The following is a 19767-nucleotide window of genomic DNA, read 5'->3' as shown; positions in this document are numbered from 1 at the left end:
AGCAGGGGAGCGGGGCTGCCGGAGCCCCCGCCGACCCGCACGATCGTCCTCTGGTGTCCGGACTGGCCCGTCATCGCGGCCGCCCGGGCAGCGGGAGCGCCCCCGGAACAGCCGTTCGCGCTCATCGCGAAGGGCCTGGTCTTCGCCAGCTCCGCCTCGGCCCGGCAGGTCGGGGTGGTCCGTGGGCTGCGGGTGCGGGAAGCGCAGGCGCGCTGCACCGACCTCGTCACCCAGCCGTACGACGACGCGCTCGACCACCGTGCGTTCGAGCCGGTCATCCGCGCGATCGAAGAGGCTGCGCCGGGTGTGGAGGTCCTGCGCCCCGGGACGATCGCGCTGCGGGCCCGGGGTCCGGCGCGCTACCACGGTGGAGAACGGGCAGCGGCGACCGTCCTGGCGGGCATCGCGGCCGACCACGGCGCACCGGGCGTCCGGGCCGGGGTCGCCGACACCCCGTTCGCCGCCGAGCAGGCCGCACGGGCACGACCGCGGCGGCCCGGGGAGCGCGTCCGCATGGTGCCGGTCGGCGGGTCGGCGGAGTTCCTCGCCCCGCTGCCGCTCGGCGTGCTCGGCGACCCCGACCTCGCGATGGTGCTCGGCCGGCTCGGGATCGCGACGCTCGGGGACTTCGCCGCGCTCACCGACGAACAGGTGCGCGACCGGTTCGGCGTCCCGGGGGCCTTCCTGCACCGCCTCGCCGGCGGGCGCGACCCGCGGGAGGTCTCCGCGCGCGAGGTCCCGCCCGACCTCGAGGTCCAGGCGTCCTTCGAACCACCCCTCGACCGCGCCGACCAGATCGCCTTCGCCTTCCGCCGCTCCGCCGACGACTTCGCCGCCAAGCTCCGCGCCGCCGGCCTCGTCGCGACGACGATCCGGGTCGGCATCGTCGACGAGCGGGACGTCCTGCTCGAACGGGTGTGGGCACACCCCCGGTGGTTCGACGCCGCCGACGTGGTGGACCGGGTGCGCTGGCAGCTCGCCGGCGGGGTCGACCCGACCGGGCTCGAGGCGCCGGTCACCTCGGTCGTGCTCGAGCCCGTCGCGGTGGACGACCTCGCGAACCACGAGCGTGGACTCTGGGGCTCCGGGCCCGACGAGCGGGTGCACCACGGCCTGGCCCGCGTGCAGGGCATGGTCGGCCACGACGGTGTCGTCACGCCCCGGATCGGCGGCGGCCGGACGCTGGCCGAACGCATCGTGCTCGTGCCGTGGGGGGACGCTCCGGTCGGGGGCGAGCGCGCCCTCGCGGTGGTCCGTGACCGTCCGTGGCCGGGCAAGCTGCCCGGACCGCCACCGGCGACGGTCCTCGAACGGCCACGACCGGTGGACGTCGTCACGGCGGACGGCGGCCCGGTGGACGTCGACGACCGGGGCACCCTGACCGGTGAACCCGGACGCTTCCGGTCCGACGGTGACCGCGGTGGGCGGTTCGCACCCGTCACGGCGTGGGCGGGGCCGTGGCCGCTCGTCGTGCGGTGGTGGGAGTCGGGCGGACGGCGACTGCACCGCCTGCAGCTCGTCGACGCCGAGGGGCGGGCGTGGTACCTGGTCCTCGCCGACCACCGCTGGTGGGCAGAGGCGATCGCGACGTGAAGGACGGACGCTGATGGGGTACAACAACCCGCCGATCCCGTGGTCGCAGTTCGAGCGCGCCCTCTCCGACAAGCGGAGCCCGGGGACGACCCCCGAGGGCGACGGCGGCGACAGTCCGGCCTGGTCGCGGAAGCGTGCGCCGTACCGTCCGGCGGACGTCGCTTCGCCGGACGCGCCACCCGCGGTGCCGTACGCGGAACTCCACGCGCACTCGACCTTCAGCTTCCTGGACGGGGCGAGCGCGCCCGAGCACCTGCTCGAGGAAGCCGCACGCCTCGGCCTGCACGGGTTGGCGATCACCGACCACGACGGCTTCTACGGTGCCGCGCGGATGGCCGAGGTCGCCGAGACGTACCCGAGCGTGACCACGGTCTACGGTGCCGAGCTGTCCCTCGGACTGACCGAGCCGCAGAACGGCGTGCCCGACCCGGAGGGCTCCCACCTGCTGCTCCTCGCCGACGGGCAGGACGGGTACCACCGGATGGCCGGCGCGGTGACGGCCGCGCACCTCGCCGCGGGCTCCGAGAAGGGGCGCCCCCGGTACGACCTCGACGACCTGGCGGAACGGTCGGGTGGCCGGTGGCGGGTGCTCACGGGCTGTCGGAAGGGCACCGTCCGGCAGGCCCTCGAACGCGGCGGTGAGGGCGCCGCCGACCAGGCGCTCCGGGCGCTGCTGGACCGGTTCGGGACGGGGTCCGTCGTCGTGGAGCTCTCCGACCACGGCGATCCGCTCGACAGCGCCCGGAACGACGTCCTCGCGGCGCTCGCCGCCCGGCACACGCTGCCCGTCGTCGCGACCGGGAACGTGCACTACGCCACCCCGGACCGGTTCCCGGTGGCGACCGCCCTGGCAGCCGTCCGCGCCCGCCGCAGTCTGGACGAGATCGACGGATGGCTGCCGGCCGCCGACACCGCGCACCTCCGCTCCGGCGCCGAGATGGCCCGGCGGTTCGCCCGGTGGCCGGGTGCCGTGGAACGGAGCGTGGTCCTCGCCGACGAACTCGGCTTCCAGCTGAAGACCGCGAAGCCCGGGTTGCCCGACCTCGACGTGCCGGACGGCCACACCGCGATGAGCTGGCTGCGCGAGCTGACCTGGCGCGGGGCCCGTCGGTTCTACCCCGGGGACGCGGACGGCGTCGACGCACACAAGCGGGAACGCATCGAACGCGAGTTGTCGGTCATCGAGGACAAGGGCTTCCCCGGGTACTTCCTCATCGTGCGCGACATGGTGCAGTTCGCCCGCGGACGGGGGATCCTCTGCCAGGGACGTGGATCGGCTGCGAACTCGGCCGTCTGCTACCTGCTCGAGATCACCGCCGTCGACTCGATCCGGTACGGCCTGCCGTTCGAGCGGTTCCTGTCGGCCATGCGTGACGAGGAACCGGACATCGACGTCGACTTCGACTCCGACCGGCGCGAGGAGGTCATCCAGTACGTCTACGACAAGTACGGACGGTTCAACGCCGCGCAGGTCGCGAACGTCATCACCTACCGGCCGAAGGGCGCCGTGCGGGACATGGCGAAGGCGCTCGGGCACAGCCCCGGACAACAGGACGCCTGGTCGAAGCAGGTCGAGCGGTGGGGGTCCGTCACCGAGAGCCAGGACCACGACATCCCGGAGCCGGTGGTCGACCTGGCCCAGCAGGTCCTCGGGTTCCCGCGGCACCTCGGCATCCACTCGGGCGGGATGGTCCTGACCGACCGGCCCGTGGGCGAGGTCGTGCCGATCGAGCACGCCCGGATGGACGGCCGGACCGTGCTGCAGTGGGACAAGGACGACTGCGCGTACATGGGGCTCGTGAAGTTCGACATGCTCGGGCTCGGCATGCTCGCCGCGCTGCAGTACTCCTTCGACCTGGCCGCCGAGCACTGCGGGGAGCGGTGGGACATGCACTCCATCCCGAAGGAGGAGCAGGGCGTCTACGACCAACTCTGTCGGGCGGACACGATCGGGGTGTTCCAGGTGGAGTCCCGCGCGCAGATGGGCACGCTGCCCCGGTTGCTGCCCCGTCGGTTCTACGACCTCGTGATCGAGGTCGCCCTCGTGCGCCCCGGGCCGATCCAGGGCGGTGCGGTGCACCCGTACATCCGTCGACGCACGGGCGAGGAGCCCGTGACCTACATCCACCCCGCGCTGGAACCGGTGCTCGAGCGCACGCTCGGGGTGCCGCTGTTCCAGGAGCAGCTCATGCAGATGGCGATCGCGGTCGGCAACTGCTCCGGGGACGATGCCGACCTGCTCCGTCGGGCGATGGGCTCGAAGCGCGGCCTCGAGAAGATCGACCGGCTCCGGGACAAGCTCTACCGGGGCATGGCGGAGAACGACATCCACGGCGAGGACGCCGACGCCATCTACGCCAAGATCCAGGCGTTCGCGAACTTCGGCTTCGCGGAGAGCCACTCGATCAGCTTCGCGCTCATCGTCTACGCGAGTGCGTGGATGCGGCTGCACTACCCGGGGGCGTTCCTGGCGGCGCTGCTCCGGGCGCAGCCGATGGGGTTCTACTCGCCGCAGACCCTCGTCGCCGACGCCCGGCGGCACGGCGTGCGGGTGCTCCGGCCGGACATCCTACGGTCCGAGGTCGACGCGACGCTCGAGCCACTCGGCGGACACGACGGGCACGGGCACGACGGGCGCGGGCACGACTCCTGCCTGGCGACGGAGCAGCCGCCGGTGCTGCCCTTCGACCGGGACGCCGCCGACGACACCGCCGCACACCGCCGGGACGGTGCGTTCGCGGTCCGGCTCGGCCTCGCCGAGGTCGCGTCGCTCGGCCGCCGGAGTGCCGAGCGGATCATCGCCGAACGGCGGGCGAACGGACCGTTCTCGGACATGTCCGACCTCGCGCGCCGCGTGGGCCTGTCGACCGCGCAGCTCGAGGCGCTCGCGGCCGCGGACGCGTTCGAGTCGCTCGGGGTCGATCGTCGTGGTGGCATGTGGTCGGCGGCGCAGGCGGCGGCGGAGCGCCCCGACCAGCTGCCGGACACCCAGGTCGTCGTGCAGCCGCCGCTGTTCGGGCAGATGACGAGCGGGGACGTCCTCATCGCGGACATGTGGTCGACGGGGATGTCCACGGACGACCACCCCGTCGGGCACCTCCGCGAGCGGTTGTCGGCGCGCGGGGTGCTCAGCGTCGAGGACACCAGGACGGCGGAGACCGGCCGGCGCGTGGAGGTCGGCGGGATCGTGACGCACCGGCAGCGCCCGGCGACGGCGTCGGGGATCACGTTCCTCAACGTCGAGGACGAGTCCGGCCTGGTGAACGTCATCTGCAGCGTCGGGGTGTGGGGCCGGTACCGCCGGGTGGCGCGGGAGTCACCTGCGGTCATCGTGCGGGGGATCCTCGAGCGGTCACCGGACGGGGTGGTCAACCTCGTCGCGGACCGCATCGAGCACCTCCCGCTCGCCGTCCGGACACGGTCGCGGGACTTCCAGTGAGCGCGTCAGCGGGCCGTCCGCGCCGCCGGTGCGTCCCGCACCTCGGGCACCCGCACGGTCACCTCGAGCCCACCCGTCGGCAGGTTGCGGAGGGACGCCGTACCGCCCGCCCGCTCCGCCACCGCCCGCACGATCGCGAGCCCGAGGCCGGACCCGCCCGGCATCGGGACCGCGCCGGTCACCGGGTCCGGATCCCGGCGTGAGGTGCGTGCCTCGTCGGGGCGGGTGAAGCGGTCGAACGCGACCGGCACGAACGACTCCGGGACGCCGGGGCCGTCGTCCGTGACCTGCAGCACCCCCTCGCCGGAGGCGGCCCGCCAGCTGACGAGCACGGTGCCGCCACGGGGGAGCGCGGCGACGGCGTTGCCGGCGGTGTTCGTGACGAGCTGTGCCATGCCCCCGGTGTCGAGCCGGTACCGCGGCTCGTCGGACCCGTCGGCCACGGTCGGCGGCTCGAGTTCGAAGTCGACGGTGACGTCCTTCGCGCTGGCGATGAGCCGGACCCGGTCGACGGCGGCCATCACCTCGTCCCCGAGGTCGGACCAGGCGGTGGCGGACTGCGGTGCGCCGTCGGCGGCCCGGCGTTCCGACTCCTCGATGCGGGACAGCGTGAGCAGGTCGTTCGCCAATCGGGAGAGCCGGGCGACGCTGTTCTTCGCCCGTTCGATGTGGGCGGCGAGGGCGCGGGCGTCGTCCCGGTCGAGCGCGGCGAGGTCGAGTTGCGTCGTCAGGATCGCCAGCGGCGTGCGGAGTTCGTGACTCGCATCGGAGACCATCTGTCGTTCGCGCTCGGTCGCCTGCCGGGTGCGCGCGAGGAAGGCGTTCAGGGTCGTCGCGAGTTCGGCGAGTTCGTCCTGCGCGGGGCCGACCGGCAGTTCGGCACGTTCCGGCGCGACCGAGAGCCGTTCGGCCTCGCGGCGCATCCGGTTGACCGGGCGGAGCGCGGTGGTGGCGAGCACCCACGACGCGACGCCGAACGCGAGCAGGATCGCCAGCCCGGTGACGGACAGCGTGGTGGTGAGCTCGTCGACGACGATCGCCTCGGCCTGGGAGTTGCGGGCGGCGACGACGGTCCACCGTCCGGCCTGGTTCACCGGGTGCTCGACGACCACGCGGTACTGGGAACCGCCGAGCTCGACGACCGAGGTGCCCGCCGGGGTCGTCCGCAGGCTGCCGAGCGACTGTTCGAGACGGCGCGGCATCGAGGACAGTGTGATGTCCCCGGTCGGGGAGACCACGGCGACGAACTGCGCGTTGCCGGGCGGTGAGAGGTTCGGGTCGCTGTCGACCTCGAGCGTCGCCACGTAGGGATCGGTGTCGGCGTCGAGCAAGGTCTCGGTGGCGCTCGCCACGACGTTGACCACCTGCAGGCGCATCACGAGCACGAGCAGGGCGATGACGACGGCCGCGATGACGGTCGACCCGATCGTGATCCGGGCGCGCAGCGAGAGCGAGCGCAGCGACGGCGGAGGCAGCCTCGACGGCCGTCGCCCCTGCGCCCGCCCCGCGCCCACACCGCCGTCCGACCGCACCACGCGGTCGTCAGGCCGTGACGAGGTCGAGCCGGTAGCCCCGACCGCGCACGGTGCTGATGGCCACGGTGGCCTCCTGCGCGACGAGCTTCTTCCGCAGGTACGAGATGTACTGCTCGACGACGTTCGGGTCCACGTGCTGCGACCCGTCCCAGACCTCCTCGAGGATCTTGGGCCGGTCGACGACGGTGCCGACCGAGCGGGCGAGGAGCCGCAGCAGGGCGAACTCGGTGGGGCTCATCGCGACCCGCTGTCCCTTGACGGAGACGCGCCGGGCCTCGGAGTCGATGGAGACGTCCCCGACCTCGATGGTGCGCGGGGCACCGCTCGGCTCGCGGCGCCCGAGGGCGCGCAGGCGTGCGGTGAGTTCGGCGAAGGCGAACGGCTTGGTGAGGTAGTCGTCCGCGCCGGCGTCGAGCCCGAACACCCGGTCGTCGACGGCGTCCCGCGCGGTGACGAGCAGGATCCGGACCGGGTCCTCGCGTTCACGGACGCGTCGCGCCAGCTCGAAGCCGGACATGCCGGGCATCATCACGTCGACCACGGCGATGTCGTAGGGCTGCTCGCCCAGCGCGATGAGTGCCTCCACACCGTTCTCGACCGCGGTGACGCGGTACCCCTCGGCGGCGAGCCCGCGCTCCATGAGCGCGCGCATCTCGTCGTCGTCCTCGACCACCAACAAGCGCATCTGGACCTCCTGCGACCATCGTGGCACCGAACGCGGACCGTGTGGGCGGTTCCGCCGGGACGGCGCCTGAGCAGCGACACAGCCCGCCGCTGCGGGCTGCGGTCAGTGGACACCCGAGACTGACGGGTACTGACGGTACCCCCTTCGTTGCTATGCTCCGGCTCGGACGCTGCACCCGACAGACCGTCCTGTACCAGGGGGAACCATGCACGACCCGGACCGTCCGGAGATCGTCCGCCTGCGCGCCGAACTCGACTCCGCCTGGAAGGGCGTCGTCAGTCTCGGGACGCTCGACGGACCGCACCGCGACCGCGTCGTCGCCGACATGCGCACAGTCGTGCCCGACAGCGCCGCCCGTGCCGCGCGGGCGGTCGGGCCGGAGGCGGTGGTCGCCGAGATCGGCCGCTTCGCCGACGTCGAGGTGGTCACCTCGGACCCGACGTGGCCGGCCGCCGACGTCTGGGGCGAGGTGCTGTCCACGGCCGCCGAGGCCGCGCGGGGGTCGGGCGAACGCGTCCGCTGACCCGGCGTCAGTCGTCCTCGCCGAGGAGCTCCTCACGCACGCGTCGGACGTCCTCGAGCAGGGCCCCGATGAGCACCCAGTGCTGCGAGTTCGGTCGGACCACCGCGAGCGGGGCGGTCAAGGCGTGCTCGACCGAGGTCTCCTCCGGTCCGTCGTCGAGTTCGCCCGGCGTCAGCCGCGTCGACTCGACCTGCGCGCCGAGGCGTCGGACGTCGGCGCCGACCCGCGCGACCTCGGTGGCGATCCGACCGACCATCGGGTCGGCGCGGAGGTCCGGGGCGGTGTTGTCGCGCACGGCGCGGGTCATGCCGGTCACCCGGGTGACGAGGACACGGAGGTGCTCCGCGACCGCGACGTCGCGCTCGAGGACCGTGCGGTGCCGGCCGCCCCGCGGGTTCATCGTCAGCGAGTCCCGGGCCGACGTCAGCGCCGCCTCGGCCCGGCCGTGCTGCTGGCGGAGCGCCCGGGCCTGGCGCAGGGCCTCGTCCCACCGCGCGGCGTCCCACCCCTCGGTCAGCCCGACGGCGATCCGCTCGAATGCGGCTGCGGTGTCCCGCGCGAGCCGCGCGACGGCCAGGTGCGCGGGTTCGAGGAGCACCGGCGGGACGATGACGGCGTTCACCGCGAGGGCGACGACCGCCCCGATCACGGTCTCGAGGATCCGGTCGGCCGAGTAGTTCGGCGTGACGACACCCGCGGTGAGCACGAGCATGCCGCTGATGCCGACCTGCGTCGCCGAGGTCGGTGTGAGGCGCAGTGCCCAGGCGAGCAGGATCGCGAGGACGACGACGAGCAGGACGACCGCCACGGCGTCGCCGAGGAGCAGGTGCACCCCGGTCGCGAGCACCACCCCGAGCAGGACGCCGGCGCTCCGCTCGAGGCCCTTGACGAACGACTGGTTGATGCTCGGTTGCACGACGAGCAGGGCGGCGATCGCGGCGAAGGTCGGGAAGGGCCCGCGGATGAGCAGTTCGCACAGGAGCACCGCCGCGACCACCGCCACCGCGGTCTTCACGACCTGCAGGAAGGGTGTGCGACTCGAGCTGCGGAGGGGCGCGACCGGGTTCACGCTCCCACGGTAACCACGAGCCGCGCGCCGAGCCGGGCACGAACGCGACGGATCCCCGGTGACACGGTTGACTGTGGACGTGTGGCCGAACCATGAGCGAGTCATCCCCGAGGCCTTCGCGGGGTCCGGGACGACGGTCGTCGCCGCGCGCGCCCACTCGGTCGAGCCGTCCGGCAACGGCTACCTGTACGGCTACGAGGTGGACACCGTCGACCGGGCCGGCCAGCGCGCCACCGTCCTGACCTACGTCGACACCGGTGGCACCCACGACCAGAACAGCGCCATCGTCACCGACCCGACGACCGGCGACCCGGTCTCGGTGTGGGCCTACCCGAACGATCCGGGCCTCCCGGTCCTGCCGCAGGTGACGTACCGTGACGCCGTCGCGGAGCTCCTCACCACGCTCGGGCTGCCGGTGACGAACCCGACGCTGACGGTCGCCGCGTACCGACCGGGGAAGCGCGCCGTCGTCCGGGTGGACGCCCCGGAACGGACCCTGTTCATCAAGATCGTCCGTCCGCACCGGGTCGCCCCGATCGTCCGGACCCACGAGCAGTTCGCCGCCGCGGGCCTGCCCGTGCCACGGGTGCTGGCGAGCCGCGGTGACGGACTGCTCGTCCTCGAACTCGTCCGCGGCGTGCCCGCCGGCAGCCGCATCACCGACATCGCCGACGACCCGCGGTTCGTGGCGTCCCTCGCCGCGCTCACCGGGCGGATCGCCACGGTGCCGATGACGCAGCAGGCCCGGGCCGACGCGATGGACCACGCCGACTGGCACCGTCGGACGCTGACGACCGCGCTCCCCGGCGACGCCGAGGAGATCGACCGGCTGTACGACGCCATCGGCCGCCGCTCCATCGGGTGGGCCGCGGGTCAGAAGCAGGTCGTGCACGGGGACCTGCACCTCGAGCAGGTGTTCGTCGACGAGGACGAGCCCTGGCGCATCTCCGGCCTGCTCGACATCGACACCGCCGGGTGGGGACACCCGGTGCGGGACATCGGCGCCGTGGTCGCACACCTCGTCGTCACCGGGCTCTGGCACCGGTCGCGCGGGGACGCTGAGCGTGGGGCCGCCGCCGAGCGTCTCGCGGACGCCGTCGCCCGCGACTGGGTCGCCCGCAACCCGCAGGAGGCCGAGCGCATCGGACCCGCCATCGGCGCGCAGCTCCTCGCCCACGCCGGCGGCCAGGCCACCACCGGGTCGGCGAACGGCATCGCGACGGCGGAGCAGCTGCTCGCCGCTACGCGGGCCGCCCTGGCGGAGCCGGCCCCGAGCCTCCCGTCCGGCAGCGGCCGTCCGCGGTCCGCACCGCGCGTCTGACCAGCAGTCCCGACGAGGACGGCTCCGGCTGCGGTCCGGCAGGCAGCGTCGCCGCAGGTCGACGGCGACCGGCCGGGAGGCCCGCCACGCGCGGCGCGGGGAGAGTCGCCTCCGGCGTCGGCTGGGGAGTAAACTGACCGCGCACGCACCGCGTGCTCGCATGTCGCGTCGATTCCTGCCGCGACGGCCGGTCACCTGACCGGTGCGGGTGCCGGATCCGCGTCGTCCGGGTTCGGACCTCCTGGGGCGGCCTCTCATCGAGGCGTGTCCTTCCGGAGGTCGGGGCTCTCCGGGGGCACTGCTCGGGGACGACGCGTGCGTGCGACGGCGCCGGACCTCCCGCGCAGACCGGTCCATCGACCTCCGGCCCTCACCCCGGGTCGTGCGATGCGGTCAGCCGGACGATCCGGTGCGCTCCGGGCCACGGCGGCCCGGGGTGGACCCGGGTGCGACGGACGCACCGACACGACTTCCGCCCGTACCGGGTGGCTCGCCCCGACGAGGGCGGAACAGGAGGAGCCTTGGCTCGATCAGGTACCCGCCGCGCTGCCGGTGGCACGCGGACGGCGTCGCGCCGGACCCGGCCGCTCGACAACGACGGCCTCATCCCCGTCCTCGCCCGAGCCGTCCGCGAGGTCGAGGCCGCCGCGCAGCGCGGAGCCCTCAAGGCCACGAACCGGACGAAGTTCCAGGCGGTCGCCCTGCTCATGCGTGAGGAGCGTGCCCGTGTGAAGGCGGACACGACGCTCACCGACGCACAGCGCGCCGAGCAGCTCAAGCGCCTGGACGGCGTCGCGACGATCCTGGCGAAGACCGCCGCCCGGGACACCAGCGTCATCCAGCTCCTGACCGAGGAGGCCGCGGTCTCCGAGGCCACCCGCACCGTGAAGCGCGACATGATGATCGCCGCCGGTATGGAGCTCCAGCCCGAGGACCTCGTCATCGCGGCCGAACCCACCGCGGCGGTGGAGACCCCCGAGCGTGCCGTCGTGCCGCAGGCGGTCGTGCAGCGCCAGCTCGCGAACCCGTTCCTGCCGCCGGACTTCGCGCTCGCCGACCAGCCCGTCGCCCATCCCCGCCGGCTGGCGAACTGGGAGCTCTTCGGTCCGCTGTTCAAGTCGTTCGAGTACGGCGCCGGTGGGGGAGCAGCGTCCATGCCGCTGCCCGAGCCCGCGTCGCTGCACACCCCCTCCGGTGTGACGCTGATGAAGCACCAGGCCGAGCTCGTCACCTCCGCCGCGCAGGGACACCGCACCTTCCTGCTCGCCGACGAACCGGGGCTCGGCAAGACCGCGCAGTCGCTCCTCGCGGCGGACGCGGCAAAGGCCTTCCCGCTGCTCGTCGTCGTCCCGAACGTCGTCAAGACGAACTGGGCGCGCGAGGCCGAGCGCTGGGTGCCGAACCACCGCGCGACCGTCATCCACGGTGACGGGCAGGACCTCGACGGCTTCGCCGACATCCTCATCGTCAACTACGAGATCCTCGACCGGCACGTCGGCTGGCTCGGCACGTTCGGGTTCAAGGGCATGGTCGTCGACGAGGCGCACTTCATCAAGAACAAGGAGTCGCAGCGCTCGAAGTACGTGCTGCAGCTCGCCGAGAAGATCCGCGAGCGGACGGCGAACCCGCTGCTCATGGCCCTGACCGGTACCCCGCTCATCAACTCCGTCGAGGACTTCCGCACCATCTGGGAGTTCCTCGGCTGGATCGACGACAAGAAGCCCCGCGCGCAGCTCATGAACGAGCTCGAGGAGATCGGGCTCACGCCCGCCGACCAGGGCTTCTTCACCGAGGCGCGGAAGGCCGTGATCGACCTCGGCATCGTCCGACGGCGCAAGGTCGACGTCGCGGCGGACATCCCTGCCCGCCGGATCGCCGACATCCCCGTCGAGCTCGACGGCGACGAGGGCCGCTCCATCCGCGACGCCGAGCGCGAGCTCACCGCGAAGCTCGTCAAGCGGTACCACCAGGCGCTCGCCGCCCGGACCGGTCAGGACCCGGTCGTCGGCATCGACGAGAAGCTCGTCCGTCAGGTCGCCCGGTGGGAGCTCGAGGACCAGGACGCCTCGTCCACCGGCGAGAACGTGTTCTCCATGGTGCGGCGCATCGGCCGGGCCAAGGCACAGCTCGCGGCGGACTACGCGGCGCAGCTCGCCTCGAACGTCGGCAAGGTCGTGTTCTTCGCGAAGCACCTCGACGTCATGGACCAGGCGGAGGAGGTCTTCGCCCGCCGACACCTGCGCACGGCGACGATCCGCGGCGACCAGACCCCGGCGCAGCGCACGGCCGAGATCGACTCGTTCGTGAACGACCCGGACGTGGCCGTCATCGTCTGCTCGCTCACCGCGGCGGGTGTCGGGCTCAACCTGCAGGTGGCGTCCAACGTCGTCCTCGCCGAGCTGTCCTGGACGAGCGCCGAGCAGACCCAGGCGATCGACCGCGTGCACCGCATCGGGCAGGAGGAGCCCGTCACCGCGTGGCGCATCATCGCCGCACAGACGATCGACACGAAGATCGCCGAGCTCATCGACAGCAAGGCCGGACTCGCTGCGCGGGCGCTCGACGGCTCCGACGAGGAGGTCGTGGACTCCGGCGACATCCAGCTCGACGCCATGGCCGCGCTGCTCATGGACGCCCTCAGCCGCTAGCGCCCGGCGCCGTTCGGCACCGCACAACAGGAACCCGCTCGAACCACGGACGTCCGTGGTTCGAGCGGGTTCCTGCTGTGCCGGGCCGGCTCGCACCGCGGGCGGGCCCGGAGCGCGGACCCGGCCGGCGGGCGACCGCGCGTCAGAGGCGCGACTGGACCTCCGCCAGGGACGGGTTCGTCGCGGTGCTGCCGTCCGGGAACACCAGGGTCGGCACGGTCTGGTTGCCGCCGTTGACCTCCGCGACCAGCTCGGCGGTGCCCGGCGTCTGCTCGATGTCGACCTCGCGGAAGGGCACACCGGCCTTCGTCATCTGGTTCTTCAGCCGGGCGCAGTAGCCGCACCAGCTCGTGGTGAACATGGTGACGCCGCCGGCCTCGGGCACGAACGCGTCACGGGTGATCGTCTCGCTCATGTCCTCATTCTCGTCCCGCTCCCCGGGAGGCGCTTGACCGGCTTGTCCTACATAGCTAGGTTACGAGCATGGAACCGCTGCTCCGCGTCACCGCCCCGACGCTCGACGTCCTCGCCGCCCTGCTCGCGGCCGAGGGGCCGGCATGGGGGCTGCAACTCATCAAGGTGATCGGACGGCCGTCCGGCACCGTCTACCCGATCCTCGAGCGACTCGAGCGACATGGGTGGATCGACTCCAGCTGGGACGACGACGCCGACCGTTCCGGCCCCCGCCGCCGCCTCTACGAGTTCACCGCCGACGGGCGACAGGCCGCGGCCGAGCTCGTCGACGCTCGACGAGCAGCCGCAGCCACAGCCACCCGTCCCGCGGGCCGCCCGAGCACGCGCCCGGTGACGTCGTGACCGCGCTCAGTCGCGCCCTCGTCGACACCGCCGTTGCCATCTCGCCCGCCGAGCACCGCGTGGTCCGTCGCGAGCAGTGGTACGCGGACCTCCGCGACGCGGCCGACCTCGGGCTCTCACCGACGGGGTTGGCCTTCGGCGCTCTCACCACCGCACTGTTCCATCGCCGAGGGGTTCGGCGCACCACCTGGGGAGACACCATGACCACCGCACCGTTCTCGACAGCCGCGGCACCGCACACCATCCGCACCGTTCCGGTGCTGGTCACGGTCGCCGCCCTCGCGATCCTGATGACCGGACCGTGGCTGATCCTGCAGCCCAACTACGGGTACGAGAGCGACCTCGACCGCACCGTCGGTCTGGTCGGCATCTGGCTCCTGTCGTACCTGGTGCCGGGCGCAGCGGTGACCGCGGCGGCCCTGCTCCTGCCCGGGTCGGGTCCTGGTCGCCGTCGCCTCGGCGCCGCACTGGTCGCCGCCGCTGCAGTCGGTGCGGTCGTCACCCCGCTCGTTCTCCCGGTCTCCGGATGGCCCGTCAGCATCCTGCCGACGGTGCTGCCGTTCCTCCTCGCGCTCGCCGGCTGGCTCGTCGCGACCGATGCACCGCGACGCGCATGGCTGTTCCTGCTGCTCCCGCTCGGAGCGGCCACCCTGGTCGAGAGCGGCATGCTGTGGGTGGTCGTCCCGATCCGGCTGCAGCCGTGCATCGTGTCCCTGCCAGGGCTCTCCGTGGTCGTCGCCGGACTCCTCGCCTGGGGGACCGCCCGGTCCAGCCGTCCCACCCGTGACGAGGCGCACCCTCCCGCCCTGGTAGACAAGACACCGTGACCGACACCCACCTCGAGATCGAGCGCACCTACGACCTGCCCGACGGAGCCCCGCTCCCCGACCTGATCGGGGTCGGCGGCATCATGCGGGCCGACCACCGGGAACCGTTCGGACTCGACGCCACCTACTGGGACACGCAGCGGTACGACCTCGTCGCCGCACACGTCACCGTCCGCCGACGCACCGGTGGCCACGACGCCGGCTGGCACATCAAGCGCGCCGAGTCCGACACCGTCCGGCACGAGCAGCACTTCCCGCTCACCGAGGACCCGGACACCGTGCCCGCCGAGGTCCTCGCCGCCCTGTTCACCGAGCGCCGAGGCCGCGGTCTGCACCCGGTCGTCCGGATCACCACCACCCGCACCGTCACCCGGCTGCTCGACGAGGACGGCGACCAGATCGCCGAACTCGCGGACGACCGGGTCGTCGCCGAACGCCTCGACGACGACGCACCGGCCGACCCGCGCACATGGCGGGAGGTTGAGGTCGAGACCGTCGACGGCGTCGACGCGCAGGTCGCCCACGAACTGTTCGCCGCACTCGACGGCCGGTTCGCCGCCGCCGGCGCCGGCCCCGCCGCCGTCGCGTCCAAGCTGGCACGCGGGCTCGCCGGAGCACCGGCACCGCGCCTCCAGACTGCCGACCGACCCGAGAAGGGGACGACCGCCCGCATCCTCACGAAGCGCCTGAAGAAGCTGCGCTCCGCGCTGCTCGGCCAGGAGGCCCGGCTGCGGTCCGGCGAGAACGCCGAACTCCGCGACGTGGCCGCGACGACGCTGGAGATCGCGGCGATCCTGCAGACGTACCGACCCGCGTTCGCCGCCGGCGCGGCCGTCGACCGCGCCGTGGCCGGTGCGGACGCCCTCGCCGACGTGACCGCCCGCGCCGCGCTCGCCGAGTACCTGGTCGAGCGGCTGCCGCGCGCGTCGACGCCCGCGCAGGACGCCCTCGTCGACGCGATGACCCGCGAGCGCATCCTCGCGGCCACGCGGGAGCGCCGCGACGCAGCGGTGCGGGACGTCGTCGCGGCCCTGCACGGGGAGCCGTTCCTCGAGCTCCTCGACGCCCTCGACGACGCCGTCGAACGACCCGCCCCGACGGCGTGGGCGCTCCGCTCGCCGAAGCAGGTGGCGCAGGACGTCACCGCCACGGTGAAGCCGCGCGTCCGCGAACTCGTGCGCGACGCGGTGGCCGACGACACCTCCGACACGGCCGCCCTCCGCGAAGCGGCCGACCGGGCCGCGACCGAGCTGGCCTGGCAGGGGACGATGCGGGCACGACTCGCGATGGACGTGCTCGGGGACGACGCGTTCCCGCACGCGCTCTGGAAGCGCATCGGGACCGCCGCCGACGTCCTCACCGAGCGGGTGCGGTCGCTGTACGCACTCGACGCGCTCCGCACGCACTCCGGCATCGCCGACCGCGGAGGCGAAGGGACGTTCGGGTACGGCGTGCTCGCCGGCGACCGGGTCCGGCTGGCGGAGGAGTCCTACGACGAGGCGGTGCACGCGCTGAACCGCGTGTGACCGGCGGGCACGACGACGGCGCGCACCCGGGTCGGGTGCGCGCCGTCGTCGTGTCGGTCGCGGGGTCCGCTCAGCCGGCCGCGATCGGGTTCGCCGTCGCGGCGGCGGGGGAGACGTCGGCCAGCCCGAGGACGTCGAGCAGCCACGCCAGTTCGAACGCCCGCTCCTTCCACGAGTCGTACCGTCCGCTGACGCCACCGTGGCCGGCGGCCATCTCCGTCTTGAGCAGGACCGGGGCTCCGACCTCGCGGAGCTTCGCGGTCCACTTCGCTGGCTCGACGTACAGCACGCGGGTGTCGTTGATCGAGGTCACGGCGAGGATGCGCGGGTACTGCACGTCGTCCCGGACGTTCTCGTACGGGCTGTACTCGCTCATGTAGCGGTACACCTCGGGGTCGTGCAGCGGGTCGCCCCACTCGTCCCACTCGATCACCGTGAGCGGCAGGTCGGGGTCGAGGATGCTCGTCAGCGCATCGACGAACGGCACCGCGGCGAGGATGCCCGCGAACCGCTCGGGGGCGAGGTTCGCCACCGCGCCCATCAGGAGCCCACCGGCGCTGCCGCCCTCGGCCGCGAGCTGGTCGGCGCTCGTCCGACCGCTGTCGATCAGGTGCTCGGCGACCGCGACGAAGTCCGTGAAGGTGTTCTTCTTCGTCAGGGTCTTGCCGTCCTCGTACCAGTGCCGGCCCATCTCGCCACCACCGCGGACGTGCGCCACCGCGAAGACCACCCCGCGGTCGAGCATCGACAGGCGCATGACGCTGAAGCCGGGATCGATCGAGTGCTCGTACGACCCGTAGCCGTACAGGTGCAGCGGCGCCGGGGCGTCCGCGTCGACGGCGTCCTTGCGCCACACCAGCGAGATCGGGACGCGGGTGCCGTCGGCAGCGGTCGCCCAGTCCCGCTCCTGCACGTAGTCGGACGGGTCGTACCCGCCGAGGACCGGCTGTCGCTTCAGGACGGTCACCTGCCCGGTCGCCAGGTCGAGGTCGCTCACCTCGGACGGCGTCACGAAGGACGTGTACCCGAGGCGGAGGGTCGGCTGGTCCCACTCGGGGTTGCCGCCGAGTCCTGCCGAGAACAGCGCCTCCTCGAAGGGGACCTCGTGGGGTTCGCCGTAGCCGTCGCCCTCGATCGGGATGACGGCGATCCGGGGCAGTGCCTCGGATCGGTACTCGAGCGCGAGGTGCCCGGCGAAGGCGTCCACGGACTCGATGCGCCGCTGCTCGTGGTGCGGGACGACCACGCGACGGTCGGAGGTCGAGGTCGGGTCGTCCGCGGGCACGTCGACGAGTTCGAAGTTCTCCGCGCCGTCGTTGTGCAGGACGAGCAGACGGTCGCTGCCCCCGACGACGGCGTGCTCGATCTCGTACTCCACGCCCTCGCGACGCGGCCACACGACGTGGAACTCACCGGTCGGGTCGGATGCGTCGAGGACGAGCGCCTCGGACGTGATCTTCGACCCGAGCTCGATGACGATGTACTGCGACGAACGGGTGACGCCGACCCCGACCCAGTACCGGTCGTCCGGCTCCTCGAACACGACCACGTCGGCGTCCGCTCCGGTGCCGACCTCGTGCCGCCAGATGCGGTCCGGGCGCCAGGACTCGTCCACCGTCGGGTAGAAGACGTACCGCCCGGACGGGTCGAACGTCGCGCCGGCCCCGGTGTTCGGGATGGTGTCGGCGAGGTCCTGCCCGGTCTCGAGGTCGCGCACCGCGAGCGTGTACCGCTCGTCGCCCTCGACGTCGACGCCGTACACCAGGCGGCGGCCGTCGTCACTGATGTCGTACGTGCCGAGCGAGAAGAAGTCGTGCCCGTCGGCGAGGGCGTTGCCGTCGAGGACGACCTCCTCGCCCGGGAGCGTGTCGGCACCCTCGTCGAGGGACGGCGGCGTCCAGTCGTCCGGACCGCTGATCGGGGCGCGGCACTGCACGCCGTACTGGCTGCCCTCGCTGGTGCGGGTGAAGTACCACCACTGGCCCATCCGCACCGGCACCGAGAGGTCGGTCTCCTGCACGCGGCTCTTCACCTCGTCGAACAGGCGGTCCCGCAACGCACCGAGGTGTTCGGTCTGCGCTTCGGTGTACCGGTTCTCGGCCTCGAGGTACGCGACGGTGTCCGGGGACTCCTTGTCCCGCAGCCATTCGTAGTCGTCGACGAAGTCGATGCCGTGGTGGGTCCGCGTCTGAGGCCGCTTGGCGGCGGTCGGCGGGGTGGTCACGTCGTGCTCGCTGGTCACCCGGCCACCCTATGCGCTCGGGGTGGAGGCCCCACCCGGCTCGGTCCGGCGGCGGCGGCGCTCCGGCGCGCCCCGTCCTGCAGCTCGGGGACCACCGTTCGCTCCGGCAGGACGTCAGTTCCGGTCCTGCCGGCCGCCGCTCACACTGCTGTCGCCGTCGGGTGGGCGACGTCCGGTGCCGCCGCCCGGATCCGCTCGGCGAGAGCGTCCAGCTCGGCCAGGACGTCGGACGCGACCCACGCGCGGTCGCGACGACGTGCTGTGACGGGGCGGAGGACGCCGGCGTCGACGAGGTCGTCGATCACCGCCTCCGTCCACGGCAGGTCCGCCGGGAGCGCTGCGGTGACCGCGGCCTCGGTCAGGACCGGGTCGGCCAGGAGGGCGCGGAGCAGGTCGGAGTGGTGCTCGACCCGTGGTCCGGGATCGGTCGGGCGGAGCGCACTCCGGTCGAGCTCGATCTCCTCGAGCCGGAGCGCGGCGAACTCGACCTCGTCGCAGACGACCCCGACCGTCCGCGCGGTCAGGGCGACGATGCCGTCCACGTGGCCGTCCCGGTAGCGCTCGAGCTCGGCGAAGTAGCCGGCTCGGTCCGCGACGAGGGCAGCGGCCACGGGCACGACGAGTGTGGTCGTCACGCCGCGGCGTCGCAGGACCGCGTTGACCAGCGCCCGCCCGATCCGGCCGTTGCCGTCGGTGAACGGGTGCACGGACTCGAACTGGGCGTGGGCGATGGCGGCCTGCGCCAGCGCATCGACGTCGTCCCGTGCCAGGAAGGCGAAGAGGTCGGCCATCGCGTCGGGGACGTCCTCAGCCGGAGGCGGCACGTACGCGGCGTCACGCGGCGAGGCCCCGCCGCCGATCCAGTTCTGCACCCGGCGCCACTGCCCGGCGACGGGGCCGTCCACGGGGTCGTCCCGCATGAGCACCGCGTGGGCGTCGAGCACGGACCGTTCGGTGATGCTGCCCCGACCGGCGGCGGTGATCATCCCGCGCAGGGCGGTGGTCGCGCCGACCATCGCCGTGGCACTGCCGTTCGCACGGATGCCGACGAGCGCCCGGGCGTAGTCGTCGAGCGTGGCGTGCTCCTCCTCGATCCGGGACGACGAGACCGCCTCGGTACGGGCGAGGAGCAGGTCGAACGCAGCCGTGCGGTCGCCGAGTCGGCGGTCGAGGTCCACCAGGCGGTCGGTCGTGCGCGCCAGCAGGTCGGCGAGGTCCGGGGGCGCGACGTACGGGTGGTCCGCGATCGTGGGCGGCAGCGAGCACCGCACCGACCGCGTCATCCGGTCGGCGCGGGGCGGACGACCGCTGCTCCGCCACGGACGATCGGTCGATCCGTGCCGGGGCCAGGCGGACCCGCCAGACCCGCCAGACCCTCGCCCGATCGCCGTCGGCGCGACGCCGTCCCGCCCGTGCCCGACCGCCGCCGTGTCGCCCGTCATGCTGCCTCCCGTCCTCAGCGTCCGTCGACGGTAGTGGCGGGGTAGGCCCCACGGCGAGGAATCCGGATGTCGTATGCCTGTCTCTTATACACATCTGACGC

The 19767-nt window shown here is 73.1% G+C and carries 14 protein-coding genes; 8 read left to right on the top strand and 6 right to left on the bottom strand.

The features are described from left to right. The first annotated feature begins 15 nt into the window (after nucleotides 1-15). Together DEI91_RS11885 and DEI91_RS11880 are read left to right on the top strand one after the other, a co-directional pair. Nucleotides 16-1593 carry a DNA polymerase Y family protein gene (locus tag DEI91_RS11885; RefSeq protein WP_375537687.1) on the top strand — a complete coding sequence of 526 codons (1578 nt, stop codon included), beginning with the start codon at nucleotides 16-18 and terminating at the stop codon, nucleotides 1591-1593. Between the two features lie 13 nt (nucleotides 1594-1606). Next, nucleotides 1607-5032, top strand: a complete 3426-nt coding sequence (locus DEI91_RS11880; RefSeq protein WP_111052502.1) for an error-prone DNA polymerase — start codon at nucleotides 1607-1609, stop codon at nucleotides 5030-5032. 5 nt (nucleotides 5033-5037) lie between these two features. Here DEI91_RS11880 and DEI91_RS11875 read toward each other — a convergent pair whose 3' ends face one another. After that, nucleotides 5038-6546: a cell wall metabolism sensor histidine kinase WalK gene (locus DEI91_RS11875; protein ID WP_111052566.1), complete on the bottom strand. Its 1509-nt coding sequence runs from the start codon at nucleotides 6544-6546 to the stop codon at nucleotides 5038-5040. Between the two features lie 28 nt (nucleotides 6547-6574). After that, nucleotides 6575-7252, bottom strand: coding sequence for a response regulator transcription factor (locus DEI91_RS11870; RefSeq protein WP_111052501.1), 678 nt, complete (start codon nucleotides 7250-7252; stop codon nucleotides 6575-6577). A 205-nt stretch (nucleotides 7253-7457) separates the two neighbouring features. On the opposite strand from DEI91_RS11870, the gene DEI91_RS11865 reads away from it, so the two are divergent. Next, entirely contained in the window at nucleotides 7458-7775 is a 318-nt protein-coding gene (locus DEI91_RS11865; protein ID WP_111052500.1) for a hypothetical protein, read from the top strand. Nucleotides 7776-7782: 7 nt separating this feature from the next. On the opposite strand, the gene DEI91_RS11860 is transcribed toward DEI91_RS11865, so the two are convergent. Beyond that, the gene (locus DEI91_RS11860) at nucleotides 7783-8844 is read right to left on the bottom strand and encodes an aromatic acid exporter family protein (protein WP_258374407.1); all 1062 of its coding nucleotides are present in this window, start codon (nucleotides 8842-8844) and stop codon (nucleotides 7783-7785) included. Nucleotides 8845-8923: 79 nt separating this feature from the next. Between DEI91_RS11860 and DEI91_RS11855 the strand changes: the two genes are divergently transcribed. Continuing rightward, on the top strand, nucleotides 8924-10165 hold the full coding sequence (locus DEI91_RS11855; protein ID WP_146244285.1) for an aminoglycoside phosphotransferase family protein: 1242 nt from the start codon (nucleotides 8924-8926) through the stop codon (nucleotides 10163-10165). A gap of 521 nt (nucleotides 10166-10686) precedes the next feature. Then, nucleotides 10687-12813, top strand: coding sequence for a DEAD/DEAH box helicase (locus DEI91_RS11850; RefSeq protein WP_110823848.1), 2127 nt, complete (start codon nucleotides 10687-10689; stop codon nucleotides 12811-12813). A 142-nt stretch (nucleotides 12814-12955) separates the two neighbouring features. On the opposite strand, the gene DEI91_RS11845 is transcribed toward DEI91_RS11850, so the two are convergent. Beyond that, nucleotides 12956-13228 (bottom strand): mycoredoxin, encoded by a 273-nt coding sequence (locus tag DEI91_RS11845; protein ID WP_111052498.1) that lies wholly within the window; start codon nucleotides 13226-13228, stop codon nucleotides 12956-12958. Between the two features lie 68 nt (nucleotides 13229-13296). Here DEI91_RS11845 and DEI91_RS11840 point away from each other — a divergent pair, with 68 nt between their 5' ends. The 3 genes from DEI91_RS11840 to DEI91_RS11830 are packed head-to-tail and all read left to right on the top strand — an operon-like array spanning nucleotide 13297 to nucleotide 15982. After that, nucleotides 13297-13629, top strand: a complete 333-nt coding sequence (locus tag DEI91_RS11840) for a PadR family transcriptional regulator (protein ID WP_111052497.1) — start codon at nucleotides 13297-13299, stop codon at nucleotides 13627-13629. Beyond that, nucleotides 13626-14456, top strand: a complete 831-nt coding sequence (locus DEI91_RS11835; protein ID WP_111052496.1) for a hypothetical protein — start codon at nucleotides 13626-13628, stop codon at nucleotides 14454-14456. Before DEI91_RS11840 ends, DEI91_RS11835 begins: the two co-directional genes overlap by 4 nt. Next, nucleotides 14453-15982 carry a CYTH domain-containing protein gene (locus tag DEI91_RS11830; RefSeq protein ID WP_111052495.1) on the top strand — a complete coding sequence of 510 codons (1530 nt, stop codon included), beginning with the start codon at nucleotides 14453-14455 and terminating at the stop codon, nucleotides 15980-15982. The genes DEI91_RS11835 and DEI91_RS11830 overlap by 4 nt, the downstream gene beginning before the upstream one ends. 70 nt (nucleotides 15983-16052) lie before the next feature. On the opposite strand, the gene DEI91_RS11825 is transcribed toward DEI91_RS11830, so the two are convergent. Together DEI91_RS11825 and DEI91_RS16860 are read right to left on the bottom strand one after the other, a co-directional pair. Continuing rightward, nucleotides 16053-18224 (bottom strand): S9 family peptidase, encoded by a 2172-nt coding sequence (locus DEI91_RS11825; RefSeq protein WP_111052494.1) that lies wholly within the window; start codon nucleotides 18222-18224, stop codon nucleotides 16053-16055. Nucleotides 18225-18364: 140 nt separating this feature from the next. Next, entirely contained in the window at nucleotides 18365-19666 is a 1302-nt protein-coding gene (locus DEI91_RS16860) for a Fic family protein (RefSeq protein WP_111052493.1), read from the bottom strand. Nucleotides 19667-19767: the final 101 nt, after the last annotated feature.

It is taken from the genome of Curtobacterium sp. MCBD17_032 (assembly GCF_003234855.1).
GTDB lineage: Bacteria > Actinomycetota > Actinomycetes > Actinomycetales > Microbacteriaceae > Curtobacterium.
Note: the sequence above shows the minus strand (reverse complement) of the source record. Positions and strands in the feature narration are given on the sequence as shown.

Excerpts from the sequence above, each read along its gene's own strand:
- DEI91_RS11880 (WP_111052502.1), top strand. The coding sequence starts at position 1,607 with ATGGGGTACAACAACCCGCCGATCCCGTGGTCGCAGTTCGAGCGCGCC.
- DEI91_RS11870 (WP_111052501.1), bottom strand. The coding sequence starts at position 7,252 with ATGCGCTTGTTGGTGGTCGAGGACGACGACGAGATGCGCGCGCTCATG.
- DEI91_RS11865 (WP_111052500.1), top strand. The coding sequence starts at position 7,458 with ATGCACGACCCGGACCGTCCGGAGATCGTCCGCCTGCGCGCCGAACTC.
- DEI91_RS11845 (WP_111052498.1), bottom strand. The coding sequence starts at position 13,228 with ATGAGCGAGACGATCACCCGTGACGCGTTCGTGCCCGAGGCCGGCGGC.
- DEI91_RS11840 (WP_111052497.1), top strand. The coding sequence starts at position 13,297 with ATGGAACCGCTGCTCCGCGTCACCGCCCCGACGCTCGACGTCCTCGCC.
- DEI91_RS16860 (WP_111052493.1), bottom strand. The coding sequence starts at position 19,666 with ATGACGGGCGACACGGCGGCGGTCGGGCACGGGCGGGACGGCGTCGCG.